This window comes from Bacillus sp. MMSF_3328 (assembly GCF_030733525.1).
Classification (GTDB): Bacteria; Bacillota; Bacilli; order Bacillales; family Cytobacillaceae; genus Bacillus_AB; species Bacillus_AB infantis.
Genome location: NZ_JASHIV010000003.1, coordinates 388866 through 405411, shown reverse-complemented (window position 1 = coordinate 405411; position 16546 = coordinate 388866). Strand labels below are relative to the sequence as shown.

Below are 16546 nucleotides of genomic sequence, written 5' to 3'. Positions count from 1 at the left end.
TTTAAAATATATTGCAAGAAAGGAGGATATCCAGGCAATCCCGATTTGACAGATGGGAATATATGAAATAAAGTGTGTTTATAGAAAATATTAGGAGGGATAGTATGTCTGCGGTATATATTATAGTGAATATTGCCATTATGCTTTTATTGATTTATGGGCTATATGTGATGCAGAAAAAACATATATCGTTCTCCAAGCGTGTATTCACTGCACTTGGAGCGGGGATTATATTCGGCTTTGCCCTGCAGTTCATTTACGGATCCGGTTCGGAAGTAATCGCCGAGTCGGCTGAGTGGTTCAATCTTGCCGGGGGAGGATATGTCAGATTTCTGCAAATGATTGTCATGCCGCTCGTCTTTATTTCAATCCTGGCTGCTTTTACGAAACTGAAGCTGACCAATAATATTGGAAAAATCAGCACCCTGATCCTTGGGATCCTGGTTGGGACCACGGCAATTGCGGCTGCTGTCGGCATCACTGCCGCGCTTGGCTTTGATCTGGAGGCAGTGCAGATTACACAGGGAGAAGCGGAATCTGCAAGGGCTGAACAGCTTGAGCAGCGGTACGGGGAAATTCAGGACCGCACTTTCCCGCAGCAAATACTGGATCTTCTGCCTGCCAATCCATTTCTGGATTTCACAGGTGCGCGGCCTACGTCCACCATTTCTGTTGTTATATTTGCCGCCTTCCTGGGGATTGCCTATCTTGGCGTAAAACGGATATCACCTGAGCATGCGGAGCTTTTTGCGAGAATAGTAGATTCTTTTTACAGCATTATCATGAGGGTCGTTACATTGATTCTCCGCCTTACGCCATACGGGGTTCTGGCCATCATGGCAAAGACCGCGGCTACCAGCGATCTTGATAGCATCCTGAATCTTGGCAAATTTGTCGTTGCTTCCTATGCAGCTCTCATTGTTATGTTCCTGATTCACCTGCTGCTGCTGATATTGGCAGGCCTAAATCCTGTCACTTACATGAAAAAAGCTTTCCCTGTCCTGGCTTTTGCCTTCACATCCAGGACGAGTGCTGGAGCACTGCCGCTGAATATTAAAACTCAGCGGTCACTCGGGGTATCTGAAGGGATAGCCAACTTCTCAGGTTCATTCGGCCTTACTATCGGCCAAAACGGATGTGCCGGAATTTATCCGGCGATGCTGGCAGTCATGATTGCGCCTACAGTAGGGATCGACCCTCTTTCACCGTCATTCCTGCTGTCTGTCATCGCCATCGTCGCCATCAGTTCTTTTGGCGTAGCAGGCGTAGGCGGCGGAGCTACCTTTGCGGCACTGCTTGTCCTTTCAGCACTCAATCTGCCGGTAGGGCTTGCAGGCCTGCTCATTTCCATCGAGCCCCTCATTGATATGGGGCGGACAGCGGTCAATGTATCCGGAAGCATGACATCCGGCATTCTCACAAGCCGTTTGACTGGGGACATTGATACTGCAGCTTATAATGATGCTGCTAATAAAATTGAAGCAGAAGCTTGATTGGAAAGGCCGGGGGGCTCCCTCGGCTTTTTCTGTATAAAAACGAAATGAGTGGCAGAAGAACGCATGTCCCATTACAATTAAGGAAAAAAAGGAGTTCGGACGTGAAAATGGATAACTTTGAAGAATATGAAGATCCTGTTTTATATGATATTGAGAACAGCTGGACAGGGGAGCTGCATCTGCTGCTGGAGCTTTTGGAAGGTAAAAGGGGGCCGGTCATCGACCTGGCATGCGGGACAGGGAGGCTCGCTATCCCGCTGGCTGAAAAGGGTTTTGAAGTGACAGGCGTCGATATACATAAAGGCATGCTCGGCAGGGCGGCTGAAAAAGCGAAAGGGCTTCCCATCAAATGGATCTGCGGGGATGTAAGATCGGTGGATCTGGATTTGAAGTCTGGGCTAGTTTACATGTCCGGCAATTCCTTTCAGCATTTTTTGACCAATCAAGACCAGAACAGACTGCTGGAAGCCGTTGTAAACCATCTGGACAAAAGCGGGCTGTTTATCTTCGATACCCGTTTTCCTTCTGCAGAAGAATTGCTTCAGCCTGAAGGAGAGGAATATTGGAAAACCATCACTGGAAAAAGCGGGGAGCAAATAAAGGTTTCTACGATAAGCAAATACGACAAGTTAACACAGATCCAGCATTACCAGACAATCCGAAGGAGCGATCTGGAAGAGACAGTAAAGAATATTTTTCTGAGATATACATATCCGCAGGAAATGGAACGTCTGCTTGAAAGCTGCCGCCTGGAGATAATCCAGGTCTATGGAGGCTGGGACAAAAGGGCTCTGACTGCCCGGTCTGAATCCTTGGTCTATGTATGCAAACTGGCTGAAGAAGCCTGATACAGGCTCCTTCAGCCAGTTTGCCGGGGCTATGCCCCTGCTGCTGAATGCCGGCCCCGATTCATCATGATCGTCAGGATTGCCACACTGATGATGGTCAGGAACGAATAGAAAAAATGCGTCCATCCGACTGCTTTGATTCCTGATGAAATAATCAGCGCATCCATCATAAAGATGATCAGACCCACATTGACAGAAAATGCTTTTGAGAGAAGCTGTGCAAGCAGATCAGAGCCGCATGTGCTTGTGTCATACCGGAGCATGAGTCCGATTCCGCAGCCGACCAGTATTCCTCCAATAACAGCGCTTGGCAGTATCCCCAGCGGCATGGTTCCTTTGATAGGTTCAAAGAGGTCAATAAAAATAGAGGAAGCCAGCAGACCGGACAAACTGTAAAAGAAATACTTGCGGTGATAAAACCAGGCCGCTGTATAAACAGGGATGCTGAGGCATACCAAAGACAGGCCCGGGGGGAAATCATAATAATAGTGCAGAATCAGGCCAAGCCCGATAAAACCGCCATCCAGCAGATGATGAGGAATGATGAAGCCATTGATGCCAATCCCCATTAGAAAGCTTCCCATTATGATAGCAGTCATTTTATGTACCATCTCTCACATCACCTTATCTTGTCCTGTCCTATAAAGAAAAGTATGTGCGAATTGTACATTTAGAACGTCACCTTAAGGGTCATAAATTGAAAGCTGAGACTGGAAGGCTTCTGTTCAATCCTGCTCCTGCAGCTGCTGACAAGGCAGTAATTTTCAGTAGAAGAGGGAGGAAAATAACAGGAAGATACAGCCCGTACTCCTATATTTGTCGGGCGCTGCTGCCCATGTTCCAAAAGTTGGTAATGGGTGATTGGTATCTTTTCGCGAAAATATCAGCTATAATGCCCACTATATAAGAAAATTATAGAAATAGCCCTTATCAGGAGGGCGAAAGGGGACGGATCATGAAGAAGATTAAATGGACGATGCTGGCAGTCTTGACCGCTGCCGTTTTAACTGCTTGCGGCGGGAACGAGGACAATGCTCAATCAGAAGATAAGAATGCAAGCAAGCAGGAAGAGAAGAGCCAGGAGGCCAGCATGAAGGAAATGCAGGAAAAACTGGACAAGCAAAAAGTCGATGAAAAAGAAACCGTTGCTGTTGTCAATGATGATAAAATTCTGGGCAAGGATTTTAACGGTATGCTCCAGAATGCTCAAATGAGCTACCAGATGAGCGGACAGGATCCAACTACCAAGGAAGCCTCAGAACAAATTAAGCAGCAGACAATAGACAGCCTGGTCGGACAAAGCTTAATCATGCAGGAAGCCGCTGAAAAAGGCTACAAGGCCTCAGAAGAAGAGGTGCAGGGCCAGCTGGATGAAATAAAGAAACAATACGAAGGCGATGACAAGAAATTTGCCGCTGCCCTAAAGGATGCGGGATTGACTGAAGAAGAGCTGAAGGGGCAAATCAGCGATTCTATCGTATCAAATAAGTATATCGATAAAGAAATTAAAGCAGATGCCGCTACAGAAGAAGAAGTAAAAGCATATTATGATCAAGTGAAAGCATCAACACCTGAAGGGCAATCAGTTCCGGAATACGAAGAAATAAAAACAAAAATCCAGGAACAGCTTAACGACCAAAAGAAACAGGAAGTACTGGTCAAACAGGTTGAAGATCTGAAAAAGGATGCCAAGGTTGAAGTACTGATATAAAAGAAAGAGCAGCTGCATATGCAGCTGCTCTTTTTGTCATTTCGATTGGTCCAGCTCCAAAGCCTAGCCCCTCGAGTCATAAGCCACGCCAGAATTAAAGGCAAAGAACGCCTTTTATTCTGGCGCGTCTTATGCTTGTCGGGGCTGAGCAAGGCTTTTCCGCATTTCGATTTGTCCAGCTCCGGCTCCTAGGTGCTCGAGTCATAAGCCACTTTGGAACCGAAGGCAAAGAACGCCTTCAATTCCAAAGCGTCTTATGCTTGTCGCACCTGAACAGTGCCTCCGCATTTCTATTGGTCCAGCTCCAAAGCCTAGCCCCTCGAGTCATAAGCCACGCCAGAATTAAAGGCAAAGAACGCCTTTTATTCTGGCGCGTCTTATGCTTGTCGGGGCTGAGCAAGGCTTTTCCGCATTTCTGTCAATGCGGCAAAAACGCCAGCTGATAAAAGAACAATACGGCAAAAAGGTAAACAAGCGGGTGGACGTCGCGCCATTTTCCTTTTACGATTTTCATCAGCGGGTAGGAGATGAAGCCAAGTGCGATGCCTGTTGCGATGCTTGATGTCAGCGGCATGCTCAGGATGATCAGGAAGGCAGGGAATGCTTCATCCAGCTCATTCCATTTAATATGCGAAATGCTCCCCATCATCAGGCTGCCGACAATGATCAGTGCTGGTGCAGTGATGGCCGAAAGTCCGGATACCGCGCTTACGAGCGGACCGAAAAAGGCTGCAAGGACAAACAGACCAGCTACAGTCAGGGAGGTCAGGCCGGTCCGGCCGCCTGCGGCTACTCCTGAAGAAGATTCAATATATGCGGAGGTCGGGCTTGTACCGAACATTGCACCGATTGTGGTAGCGATGCTGTCAGAAAGAAGCGCCTCCCTCGCCCGCGGCATGGTATTGCCTTTCATGAGCCCGGCCTGCTGGGCCACGCCGATCATTGTTCCTGTTGTATCGAAGATCGTAACAAGCAGGAAAGAGAAGACGACTGCATACAGACTATGCTGGAAGACTTCCGCAAATGCTGACAGCGGATTGGCAATGATCAGGCCATCAGGAAGTGACGGCAGTGAAACAAATCCTTGCTCAAAGCTGAGCTGGCCGGTGAAAAAGGCAATCAGTCCGGTAGCGATCATTCCGAAAAACATTGCGCCATTTACATTCAATACCATAAGGACGAGTGTGACGGCCAGGCCGATAAGCGCAAGCACGGCAGATGGCTGATGAAGGTCCCCAAGTGCTACCAGATTGGTCGGATGGCTTGTAATGATGCCCGTAAGCCGCAGTCCGATAAAGGCAATGAACAAGCCGATCCCGGCCGTGATGCCATGCTTCAGATTTTCAGGAATCGCTTCAATCAGCTTCTTCCGGAAAGGGGTCAATGACAGGATGATAAAGATGATCCCGGCAACGAAAACGGCTGCAAATGCCGTCATATAATCAATATTTCCATGAGTGCCCACAACTGAATAGGCGAAATACGCATTCAAGCCCATTCCAGGGGCGATGGCTATCGGGTAATTGGCGAACAGGGCCATCCACAATGTCCCGGCAACAGCAGCAATGATGGTCGCTGTGAATACTTGCTCAAAAGGAACACCTGCATCTGAAAGGATGACAGGATTGACGACTACAATATAAACCATCGTCAAAAACGTTGTGATGCCTGCTAGAACCTCTGTTTTCACATTGGTTTGATAATCTTTAAGTTTAAACATAAAAAACCTCCGGAAATACGAACATTTAAAAAGCACAAATAATATAATATTCGTTTTTATAATGAAATTCAAGTGCTAATCATTATTATTCTGTAAAATGCCTGAATGCATTCGGTTTCACATAAACTTCAGCTTAAAACTGGTACCGGGAAAAAATTTAAATAATTTGAAAATGGGTTGATTATTGTATCCTGCAGACTTTACACTTATTTCAATTACTGAATGGGGGAATTTTGCATGTATGCAGAATTGCAGGGACTGACAATCTTTGAACAGGCGGAAAAGCTGACAGCAGAGCTCATCAAGCGGGATAGCTATACCAATACAGACGGTGAAAGAAAGAAGGCAGAATTTATTAAGGAGATCATCGGCACCTTTCCATATTTCAAAACCCGCCCAAGTTTTTGCTGGGAGCAGAAGATTGAAGCGGACCCTTTTTCCAGGAAAAATGTATTTGCTTTTATTAAAGGAAAGGGAAAGCAGACAATCCTCTATCATGCCCATTTTGATACGGTAGGGATTGAAGACTATGGCACATTAAAGCCCATTGCCCATGATCCGGACGGGCTGCAGGCTTTCTTTGCGCAATATGAAGCAGATATGGAGCTTTGTAGTGATGCAAGATCAGGTGAATGGCTTTTTGGCCGAGGGGCGCTTGATATGCAAAGCGGAATTGCTGTCCACCTGGCAAATCTCCTTTATTTTTCAGAGCATCCAGAGGAGCTTGACGGGAATTTGCTGGTCCTCTTCAATGCGGATGAAGAAGGCCAGCACACAGGCATTCGGGCTGCACTGGGGGAACTGCTCCGGCTCAAAGCAGAGCACGGGCTTCAATACCGGGCCAGCATCAATAATGACTTCATCTCCCCTCTGTTCGACGGAGACAGCAGAAAGTATATCTATGCAGGAACTGCCGGCAAGCTGCTGCCGTGTTTTTATATTGCAGGGAGAGAAGCGCATGCAGGCGAAAGCCTTGCAGGGCTTGACCCGACGATTGTAGCATCAGAGCTCAATCTAAGGATCAGCCAGAACTTCAATCTTGCGGAAAAGGTAGAAGATGAATTAATCCTGCCGCCGAGCTGCTTATATATGAAAGATGACAAAAAAAGCTATGATGTCCAGACAGCCGTAAGCTGCAAGCTGTATTTTAATTATTTTATCTATAATAAATCGCCTGTAGAGCTGATGAAGGAATTGAAGATGATTGCAATGGAAGCGTGCACTGACGCTGAGAGGAGGCTGTCGGAGAGCTATGAGCTTTATCGGCGCACCAATAGCCTTCCCAGGGGAGGTCATGACTGGGGAATGGAGGTCATCACCTTTTCGGAAATGGTCCATTATCTTGATGGACTAGGGCTCGATCCTGTGAAAGCTGTGAGGGATAGCATTAAAGAAGCGGGAGAGTATGAAAATGATGAGCGGATGCTTGCATTCGCAGCTGTCGAGGCACTTCACCGGCTTGATCCCGAGAAAAAGCCGAGAGCAATCCTGTTCTTTGCACCTCCATTCCTTCCTGCGAATCACATTGAGGGTGGAATCATCCTGAGCTGTCTAGAAGAAGTGCTTAGAGAGGAGGAGATGCTGACAGGCGAGGAATTTAAACTGAGAAAGTATTTCCCTTACCTGTCTGATGCCAGCTTTCTTTCATACAGCGGGTCAGATAATGAAATTGGCTTGTTAAAGCAGAATTTCCCGGCAATGGACAAGCTCTTTCCCGTCCCGCTGGGAGAAATGAAAACACTGAATATTCCTTCCCTGAATATCGGAGTCTATGGAAAGGGAGGACATAAATGGACAGAAAGAGTCTACAAGCCATATACCTTTGGCATTCTGCCTGACCTGATCAGAAAGCTGACTGTCAGGCTGCTTCAAAGCGGCTGATCATAAGTCCCGTTCTTTAAAAGGCTGCCTCAGTCAGCAGCCTGATCCAGGAAAAATCTGCGTGTAAGCACAAGCCCTGCTATATAAAGCCCAAAAGCAAAATAGGCAGGGAGGAGATGATAAAAGGTGGTATAGCCGATATAAAAATGGGTAAGAATGCCTGCCGCAAAGGCAGGAATCCCGCCGATGAGGAGCATCCTCCACACCCACTTCTCACCTTGCCGGAAGCCCCATAGGGCGGTCATCAGCACCAGCAGGCCAACACTGAACAAAGCGCTGCCAAAACCGGCACGGTCATGGGCAATCAGCGGGATGAGCTTTTCATTGAGATTGTTCATCTGTTCAGGGGTCATGCAGATATATCCGATATCAGTCTGAACGAAAACACCGGTTGCACCTATGGCGGAAATGGATATCCCCCCAATAACAAAAGAAAAACCAAGGATGACAAAACACAGCTGCCCCCAGAGGCTTTTGCGCCAGGCTGCTGTGTTTTTTTTATTAATAGAACGAGGCCTTTGATTGGGTTCCTTTGAGTTCCGGAGCCCCAATAAAAAGAAGGGAAGCAGAATAAGCCAAAAAAGTCCGTGAAGCCAATCAAAGTAGCCGTATCCGATAAACAGCAGGATTCCGAGAAAACCAGTCACCGCGCCAGCATTGATGGCCTTCCGTGCCCAGTGGAGACCGTTCCTGGCACCGTGGCGGGCAAGCTCCATATAGAGGATTCCGCCGGAGATCATGGTCCCGGCGAGTGTCATCCGGTCGTGCAGCATAAATTTGATGAGCAGCGGGTTCATCAGTATAAGGTCTTCCCGGCTGATGCCAAGGAAATGTTCATCATAGGGAAGAATGACAGATGTCAGGCTGAAAAAAAGGGCGATCAGCCCGCCAATCAGGATGAAAAGACCAAACAGCCAATACAGCATCCAGCCTCCAAAATCCCCCCTTCCTGCATGAACCTCGGGGTCTGCAGCCGCTTCATTGATCCTCTTTGGAAGCCCGGGCCCTGAGGAAACATATCCTCCCGACAGCATAATCAAGTCTGCTCCTGCTGTATATAATGAAATGGCATCCTCCGGCTCAAGGACTCCCCCGGAGATAATTGCAGGAAAGCCAGCTGGATATGCGTTTCTTATAGTCGATAAACAATCCGTGAAAGCTTCTGGAGCGCTCAATGGGAAGGTCTGCCTGCCGCCTGAAAAAGACGCCTCTTCATCTAATACAATCCCCTGAATCAGGTCTTCATCTGCCAAAGCGGCAATAACGGTTTGCTGCTTCCGGAAGGCAGCGGGGGAAGTGCCCAGGAGGACAGGTTTGCCTTTAAGAATACCGGCAATCCTTCTATAGTGATCCTGCTTAAACCTCCAACCGTTTTCAATGATCATTGCCGAAGCATATGGGCAAAGGCGTCCAGCCAGCTCGATAATTTCAGCTGCTGCCAAATCCATGCTGGAAGCAGGTGAATCTATTCTGATGAACAGCGGCTGATGGGCAGCTTTCATTTTTTCAAGCTGGGAGATCGTCCTATCCACTCCAATGGACTCCAGCGGGACAGGATAGGAAATCGATCCATCTTGATGCTTGACAGCGGTCCCGCTGGAAAGCTGCACTTCCATAGAAACAGGGCCGGCTTCCAGAAAACCGAAGCCGAGCCCGGTAAAAGCCTTTGTACCGGAAAGAAGGGGGTCCACTTTCCCGCTTAAGCCGACAGGCGATTGAAAGCTGTATCCAAGCATCGTCTTTTGAAGTTCAGGTGCCGGAGACATATGGCCAAGAAATTCAATGATGTGCCTGCCGCCCGGCAGCGATGAAAGAGTGTTCATCCCTTTATGGATAAATTCCCGTCCCGCTCCGCCCGGGAGCCTTTCCAGAATCGGTTTGAATATCGGATGATATGACCAGTCAGGCATCGTGTGCACCTCCCTGATGATTTTCTAATCCTAGTGTACTGGAAAACTTCCATTCTAACCAGAAGGCAGCGAGGGGGCAGGACGGCATTTTTTTCTGGAAATACAAATGAAAATATTTTCCAAAATCAGTACCCGTTGTAAAATAAAATTATGAAATCAATTTGAATGTGCGAGGTCACTAGAATGATAGAAGGAAAAATCTTGGTTGTCGAGGATGAATTGCCGATCCGGAAGCTTATTCTATTTAATCTTGAAAGATCCAACTTCGAGGTGCTTGAAGCGGGAGATGGGAAAACGGCGTTGCAGCTTGCGGAGGATAAAAACCCTTCACTCGTGGTGCTGGATGTGATGCTTCCTGATATGGATGGTTTTGAAATATGTGCAAGGCTCAGGGAGCGGCACCCGGATCTGCCCATCATTATCCTATCTGCAAGAGGGCAGGATATGGACAAAATCATGGGTCTTGAAATCGGGGCAGATGACTATATTGTCAAGCCCTTCAACCCGCTTGAGCTTGCCGCAAGGATCCGCTCTGTTCTGAGGCGGACATCAAGGAATACTTCCCCGGTCCGTCCTGCAGCCTTAGAGCTGGGCCCTTACCTGCTTGAAGTCAAAACCCAGCGCCTGTATAAGTCGGGCAGGCTTGTAAAATTGACGGCAAGAGAATTCCAGCTGATGAAGTTTTTCCTGCAAAAGCGGAATGAGCCAGTCACTAGGGATGAGCTTCTTGACGAAGTGTGGGGATTGAATTATTTCGGTGATCCGAAAACAGTGGATGTCCATATCAGGAGGCTGCGGGAAAAAATAGAAGATGAACCATCAAGCCCTTTGTTTCTTAAAACGGTTTGGGGGTATGGCTATTGCTTTCAGGAAAGCGGGCATAAGTCATGAAAAATGGGATCGGAAAACGTCTTGCAGGAAGCTACCTTGTGATGATCATCATCACAGTGGCCCTTTTCGAGGCCGTCATCCTGTCAGCCCTGCGGCTTTATTATATGGGGGGTGTCAAGCAGGCGCTCAGGGATCAGGGGAGCATGTTCTCCGTTTATTATGAGCAATATTTCCAGACTAGGCCGCTCAAGGATTCTGCAGATCAGCTCCTGCAGCAGTACAATTTCCTCCTTGATGCTAAGGTGCAGATCGTCGGCAAGGATGGAGCACTGCTGTCAGGGAGCAGCCTGTCGGAAGGAGAAAGCCTGAAGGGTTTTCAGGATATAGAATCTGCCCTTTCCGGTACTACAGGCTATTGGACGGGGACCGAAGCTGGAGAAAAGCTTCTCTCTGTAGCAAGGCCGATCCTCGTTTCCGGAGAGCCGGTAGGTGCCATCAGGCTGACAACTTCACTCGAACAGCTTAATGAAGTTTTCCTGCAAAATGCATCAGCATTAATTATGATCGGACTCGCCGTCATCCTGATTGCCGGGATTATAAGCTATTTTCTGGCGAATACGATTATTAAGCCTGTAAGCCGTATAACAGAGGCTGCAGAACTGATGGCATCCGGAAAGTTTTCAGTGAGGATCAAGAAGGAGCGGGATGATGAAGTTGGCCTGCTTGCCGATACATTGAATTATATGGCCGAGGAAGCCGAAAAGCATGAGAAGCTGAAGAATGAATTTATTGCCTCTGTTTCCCATGAGCTGAGGACACCTTTGACCTCTGTCAAAGGATGGGCCCTTACACTCCGGAGCATGACGGATGATAAGGTGTTCACCGAAGGATTGGATATCATTACAGACGAAAGTGAAAGGCTTAGCCATCTGGTCGGTGAACTGCTTGATCTATCAAGCCTTTCATCAGGGAAGGCGGGCTTTGTTTTTGAGCGTATCCTGCTGCAGAAAATGGTCCAGCAGACAGTCAATCAGCTTAGACCGCGGGCGAATCGCCAGAATATCCTTTTATCCAGTGAAATAACGGAAGAACCCCTTTTTTTAAATGCAGACAGAGATCGGCTGAAGCAGGTGCTGCTGAATGTTCTTGATAACAGCTTGAAGTTCACACCTGCAGAGGGCACCATATCTGTCGCTCTGAAGCGGAAGGAAAAGGAAGCAGTCATTATCGTCAGTGATACAGGGGCAGGGATACCTTCCGATGAGCTGGAAGCAGTAAAGGAAAAGTTTTATAAAGGAAAAATCCATGGAGCAGGAACCGGACTTGGACTTGCAATCTGCCAGGAGATCATAGCGGCACACCAAGGCCAGTTTGAGCTGGCCAGTGAGAGAGGAAAGGGAACTGCCGCATATATCAGGCTGCCTTTGTAAGGATGGAAGAATGTATTTCCTTCTAGCCCTTGAGGGAGAGTGGAGGGGAAAATGAGAAAACTCAAACTTATAGCCATACTGCTGGGCTTTTTGCTGCTTGGAGGGTGCACGTTTCTTCCTGAGCCGGTCAGCCTTATACAGGCGCCAAGGCCCCCGGCAGAAAAGATTCAGGAAAAAGAAAATCTTGAGCCTGTCGCCAAGCGGTTCCTCCCTGCAGATGCAATTTTAGCGGTTCCTGACAGGCCGGTTGGAGGAAGCAGCATACTGGAAGCGGATTTTGATGGAGATGGGTCACCGGAAGCGGCAGTTTTCTACAAGCTCAAAGGAGACCCCGGCAAACCAGGGACTCTTGTTCTCAAAAAAGTGCAAAAAGAATGGACTTTGCAGGAAGATATAAAAGGGATTGGATTTGATGTTGGCTGGGGTGCGGCCGCCGACGTGACAGGGGATGGAGCGGATGAACTATTGCTGGGCTGGAGCATCGGCGCTTCAGCAGGAAGCACGCTCAATATTTTTTCCTTTGCTGAAGGCTCCCTGAAAAAGATTGGCCAGGAAAACTATCACGAGCTGGAAATGGTCCGCCCTGAAGAAGAATCTTTCTATTCATTGGCCGTCTGGGCACGCGATCTTGCTGACGTGTATCAGGTTGATATGCTGTCATGGGACGGCAGCCGCTTTGCTTCTGATAAAGAGCTGTATCCAGCTTACTTCCCTAAAGTTTCACAATATTATAAAGCAAGGACAGCTGAAGTCCCTGATGCAGCAATATACTGGTATTTCCTGGCTGAAGCGCAGGTGAAGGAAGGAAAGCCCGAAGAAGCAATCCAATCAATAGAAAAGGGCATGAACCTAAACATGATTATGCCGGGTTACAGCAAGTTTTCAGAGCTGAAAGACGAAATTATAGCAATGCTTGAAGACAGGGAGGGACAGGATACTGCTTTATATATTCCCGAACCTGACCTGACGCTCGCTATCCCGCTTGATTTGTTTCCTTATTTGGCTGTGGAGGGATCTCCCGGACCAAGCAATGAATACCGTTTATCTGCTAGCATCAAGCCCGAGGGGGAGGAAAAAGGGCAGCTGTTTGATATTGTGATTTATCCTAAAGATGCGGGAGAACCCATTGATGAAAAAGATATGCTGAAGCTTTTTGAGGATGACCGTTTTATATATATGGTCAGGAAAGGTTGGAAAAACCCCTATCCCCCGGGCAGTCCTGCTTTTGATCTTTACAGCTTGGCAGTATCCAAAAAGGATGAAATAATCTCCAGCCTGAAGAGGGGCTCTCCTGTACAGAAGCTCGAAAACCTGGAGGAAGAAATGCTGGCTGCTGCCATCAATGAAGCGGCACAAAAGCGCTGGCATGTTCAAAGCGGAGGCAATATAGAAGAAATGGAATCCATAACGATCAATGAATTGGACTATCGCTTTATGGGCAGGGATCTTGATTCAGAATCAAAGCTGATCCAGTATTTTTCATCTTCTTTTACAAATGAAGCCATTTCAGCTTATATCATTCATTCAGGCATCAAGGTCCACAATGGAAGGCTCGTGCAGCCTAATGCAGACGGCGGGTCCATCATGGGCTATCAGCATGCAGAAATCCTTCAGATGAAGGATGCCGGTGACGTGAAAGAGTTTGATTTAAAGGCCCCGCTCGGTGATACACTTTTATACGAAACCTTTCATATTGAATTTGAAAAAACAAAGGCCGGCTGGAAAATTTCTTCTATGCCGGGAAGCTTTTAGTGCTTGAACCATCCCCTGCGGCCAGGGATGGTTCATTTCTGTTAATGCTGCTCATGTTATTTTTCATGATCCTTGCTGCTGCCTTTTCTCAGGCTTAAGCTATAGGCAGCAGCTGATATTATTGAAGCGCATAGGAACAGCAGGCATAAAATCCCTAGCATCCGGCATCCTCCTTCCTGAATTTCTCAAACCCTAAGAGGAGCATAAAGTATGAAATGCGTTCCAGCGCAAGTGAAAATGCAGCATGCTATAATGCTGATAAGCAAGGAGGTCAGGGGATGGCGAATATCAGAGAAATTGCCAAACTGGCAAACGTGTCTGTGTCAACAGTTTCCAGGGTGCTTAATAAGCATCCTTATGTGGCTGAAGAAAAGCGGCTGGCCGTCATGCAGGCCATTGAAAAACTTGATTATATCCAGAATATCAATGCAGTCCATCTGTCAAGAGGGAAGACCAAGACGGTAGGGGTTATGCTGCCATATGTGAATCATCCTTATTTTTCTTCCCTTCTGGAAGGAATTGGAGAGGAAGCGTTAAAGCATGAATATGGGCTTCATCTTTTTCAGACTGCCTATGATCCTGATAAAGAAATAGAGGCACTCGCAAAGATGAAAATGAGGATGGTTGATGGGATGATCATTCTTTCCCGGAAAAGCAGCTGGAGCAAAATGGAGGAGTACTGCCTCAGCATGCCTGCAGTCATTTGTGAAAAGCTGGACCATCCTTCTGTCAGTGCTGTCTTTATCGACCATTATAAAGCGTTTCGCCAGGGGCTCGATCATCTGCTGTCTAAAGGGTATAGGAGAATCGGCTATTGCATTGCCAGGAGAACCGGCACAAACAGCAACCTCCGTTATCAGGCATTCTCTGAAGGACTGGCAGAACAGAATATCGCCGTTACAGAAGATTGGATTTTTGACAGATGCCTGGGCATTGAGGATGGCGAAAGGGTGGCCAGGCAGCTTTATGGGATGGCAGAGAGGCCGGACGCGCTGCTCGTCAGCAGCGATCAGGTGGCAGCCGGCATCATTGCGGAATGGAGCAAGCTGGGACTCAGGATACCAGGTGATCTTGCTGTTTTAAGCTTTGATAATCATCCGATTTCCAGGGCTTTGCAGATTACAACGATGGATCTGCCTGTAAACGAAATGGGCAAAACAGCTTTCAGGCTGTTCCTCGAAAGGCTCACGAGCGGACAGGTAAAACAGATGGAGGCAGAAGCAGCCCTGATTGAAAGGAAAACTGTCTGAAGGGACATGCTGCCGGGGAGTGAGTGTATGGAATTAAACAATGAAGAAGATATAGTAAAGGCCATTCAGGAGGACGGCTGGATGATGGACATCCTGAAAGCGGCTGAAGCTGCCGGGCTGCCGGACTGGTGGATTTGTGCCGGGTTTGTCCGCTCTAAGATATGGGATGTTTTGCATGATATCCGGGAGAGGACGCCTCTCCCGGATATCGATGTCATATTTTTCGATAAAGAAAATACTGGTGAAGCTTCTGAAAAGGAGGCTGAACAGCTGCTGGGGAGGCTGCTGCCCGGTGTTCCATGGTCCGTGAAAAATCAGGCAAGGATGGCTGTCCGGAACGGGATGCCTCCTTACGCTTCTTCTATTGATGCTGTTTCCAAATTTCCTGAAACAGCAACTGCGCTTGCTGTTACCCTGGATCAGGGCCGCCTTAAATTGGGTGCCCCCTGGGGAGTGGAAGATGCCGTCAGCGGAGTGGTCAGGCCGACCAGTTTTTTCCTGGAGAATGAAGAGAAAAGGGAAATATACCGCCAGAGGATAATAAAGAAAAAATGGCATCTCAGCTGGAGCGGGCTGTGCATTCAGCAGATTTAAAAGGGCTATAAAATAATCCAGCAGAAATAGGGCATGAATAAGGTAATTGGGCAGAGGTTGTAGTGATTGATTTTTGGAGATAAAATGTTATAGTTGAAAAGGATTTTAATCAAAGGCTTATGCTGTACATAGGAGGAAGAAACGTGAAGCTAGGTATAATCGGACTGGGCAAAATGGGATATAATCTTGCCCTTAATATGAGAGACAAAGGCCATGAAGTGGTGGCTAATGATGTAAATACAGAAGCAATGGAAAAGATTTCGGCAGAAGGCGTCGCGACGGCAGCTTCGATAGAAGAGCTTGCAGCAAAGCTCCCTTCTCCTAAGGTCATCTGGATGATGGTGCCTGCTGGCGACATCACAGAAAAGGTTCTGAGCAGTGCAGCAGCCGTGCTGACAGAAGGAGATATCATCATTGACGGCGGAAACTCCAACTACAAGGAAACTCTGCGCCGCGGAGATGAGCTGGCAGAGAAGGGCATCCATTATATCGACTGCGGAACAAGCGGCGGCCAGGAAGGTGCACGCCATGGCGTCTGCACGATGATTGGCGGCGACAAAGAAGCTTTCAGCCAGGTTGAGCAGCTGTTTGCTGATATTTCTGTTCCAAACGGCTATCTTTACTCTGGAAAGCGCGGCAGCGGCCACTTCCTGAAAATGGTCCACAATGGCATTGAGTACGGAATGATGCAAGCTTTTGCCGAAGGCTTTGAAATTCTTGAAAAAAGCAATTTCGACTATGACTACAAAGAAGTATCGCGTGTATGGAATAATGGTTCTGTTATCCGTTCATGGCTGTCTGAGCTTCTGGAGAATGCGTTCAGCAAAGATCCTAAGCTTGAAGGCATCAGAGGCGTCATGAATTCTTCAGGCGAAGGCAAATGGACAGTAGAGGCAGCACTTGACTTCCAGGCGTCTGCCCCGGTTATTGCGATGTCCCAGTTCATGCGCTATCGCTCACTTGAGGATGATACATTCCACGGTAAGGTAGTGGCAGCACTCAGGAATGAATTCGGCGGCCATGCGGTCGTAAAAAGCGGCGAATAATAAAAAATGATCCTGCCTAAGCAGGATCTGAAGACTGCAGATAAATTCAATGAAAATTGAATGTCTGCAGTCTTTTT

At 47.7% G+C, this 16546-nt stretch carries 13 protein-coding genes; 10 read left to right on the top strand and 3 right to left on the bottom strand.

Annotated features, from left to right (window positions below):
- Positions 1 to 104: 104 nt before the first annotated feature.
- Both RBB45_RS08245 and RBB45_RS08240 read left to right on the top strand, forming a co-directional pair.
- Positions 105 to 1493, top strand: coding sequence for an L-cystine transporter (locus RBB45_RS08245; protein ID WP_306009415.1), 1389 nt, complete (start codon positions 105 to 107; stop codon positions 1491 to 1493).
- A gap of 110 nt (positions 1494 to 1603) precedes the next feature.
- Positions 1604 to 2344, top strand: coding sequence for a class I SAM-dependent methyltransferase (locus tag RBB45_RS08240; RefSeq protein ID WP_035403173.1), 741 nt, complete (start codon positions 1604 to 1606; stop codon positions 2342 to 2344).
- Positions 2345 to 2373: 29 nt separating this feature from the next.
- Here the strand turns inward: RBB45_RS08240 and RBB45_RS08235 are convergent, their stop codons facing one another.
- Entirely contained in the window at positions 2374 to 2943 is a 570-nt protein-coding gene (locus RBB45_RS08235; protein WP_224949857.1) for a YitT family protein, read from the bottom strand.
- Positions 2944 to 3299: 356 nt separating this feature from the next.
- Here RBB45_RS08235 and RBB45_RS08230 point away from each other — a divergent pair, with 356 nt between their 5' ends.
- Positions 3300 to 4055, top strand: a complete 756-nt coding sequence (locus tag RBB45_RS08230; protein ID WP_009795034.1) for a SurA N-terminal domain-containing protein — start codon at positions 3300 to 3302, stop codon at positions 4053 to 4055.
- A 418-nt stretch (positions 4056 to 4473) separates the two neighbouring features.
- Here RBB45_RS08230 and RBB45_RS08225 read toward each other — a convergent pair whose 3' ends face one another.
- Positions 4474 to 5775: an NCS2 family permease gene (locus tag RBB45_RS08225; RefSeq protein ID WP_009795035.1), complete on the bottom strand. Its 1302-nt coding sequence runs from the start codon at positions 5773 to 5775 to the stop codon at positions 4474 to 4476.
- 237 nt (positions 5776 to 6012) lie between these two features.
- Here RBB45_RS08225 and RBB45_RS08220 point away from each other — a divergent pair, with 237 nt between their 5' ends.
- Positions 6013 to 7656: a M20/M25/M40 family metallo-hydrolase gene (locus tag RBB45_RS08220; protein ID WP_022543527.1), complete on the top strand. Its 1644-nt coding sequence runs from the start codon at positions 6013 to 6015 to the stop codon at positions 7654 to 7656.
- 29 nt (positions 7657 to 7685) lie between these two features.
- Here the strand turns inward: RBB45_RS08220 and RBB45_RS08215 are convergent, their stop codons facing one another.
- Positions 7686 to 9566, bottom strand: a complete 1881-nt coding sequence (locus RBB45_RS08215; protein WP_129613547.1) for a beta/alpha barrel domain-containing protein — start codon at positions 9564 to 9566, stop codon at positions 7686 to 7688.
- A gap of 183 nt (positions 9567 to 9749) precedes the next feature.
- Here RBB45_RS08215 and RBB45_RS08210 point away from each other — a divergent pair, with 183 nt between their 5' ends.
- The 6 genes from RBB45_RS08210 (at position 9750) to gnd (ending at position 16469) form a co-directional block, all read left to right on the top strand.
- The gene (locus RBB45_RS08210) at positions 9750 to 10457 is read left to right on the top strand and encodes a response regulator transcription factor (protein WP_009795038.1); all 708 of its coding nucleotides are present in this window, start codon (positions 9750 to 9752) and stop codon (positions 10455 to 10457) included.
- Positions 10454 to 11827, top strand: a complete 1374-nt coding sequence (locus RBB45_RS08205) for a sensor histidine kinase (RefSeq protein WP_148950904.1) — start codon at positions 10454 to 10456, stop codon at positions 11825 to 11827. The genes RBB45_RS08210 and RBB45_RS08205 overlap by 4 nt, the downstream gene beginning before the upstream one ends.
- A 51-nt stretch (positions 11828 to 11878) precedes the next feature.
- On the top strand, positions 11879 to 13579 hold the full coding sequence (locus RBB45_RS08200; protein WP_306009414.1) for an IseA DL-endopeptidase inhibitor family protein: 1701 nt from the start codon (positions 11879 to 11881) through the stop codon (positions 13577 to 13579).
- A 278-nt stretch (positions 13580 to 13857) separates the two neighbouring features.
- Positions 13858 to 14829: a LacI family DNA-binding transcriptional regulator gene (locus RBB45_RS08195; RefSeq protein WP_022543530.1), complete on the top strand. Its 972-nt coding sequence runs from the start codon at positions 13858 to 13860 to the stop codon at positions 14827 to 14829.
- A gap of 27 nt (positions 14830 to 14856) precedes the next feature.
- Positions 14857 to 15423, top strand: coding sequence for a nucleotidyltransferase family protein (locus RBB45_RS08190; RefSeq protein WP_306009413.1), 567 nt, complete (start codon positions 14857 to 14859; stop codon positions 15421 to 15423).
- A gap of 119 nt (positions 15424 to 15542) precedes the next feature.
- Entirely contained in the window at positions 15543 to 16469 is a 927-nt protein-coding gene (gene gnd / locus RBB45_RS08185) for a phosphogluconate dehydrogenase (NAD(+)-dependent, decarboxylating) (protein WP_263625375.1), read from the top strand.
- The last annotated feature ends 77 nt before the right edge of the window (positions 16470 to 16546 follow it).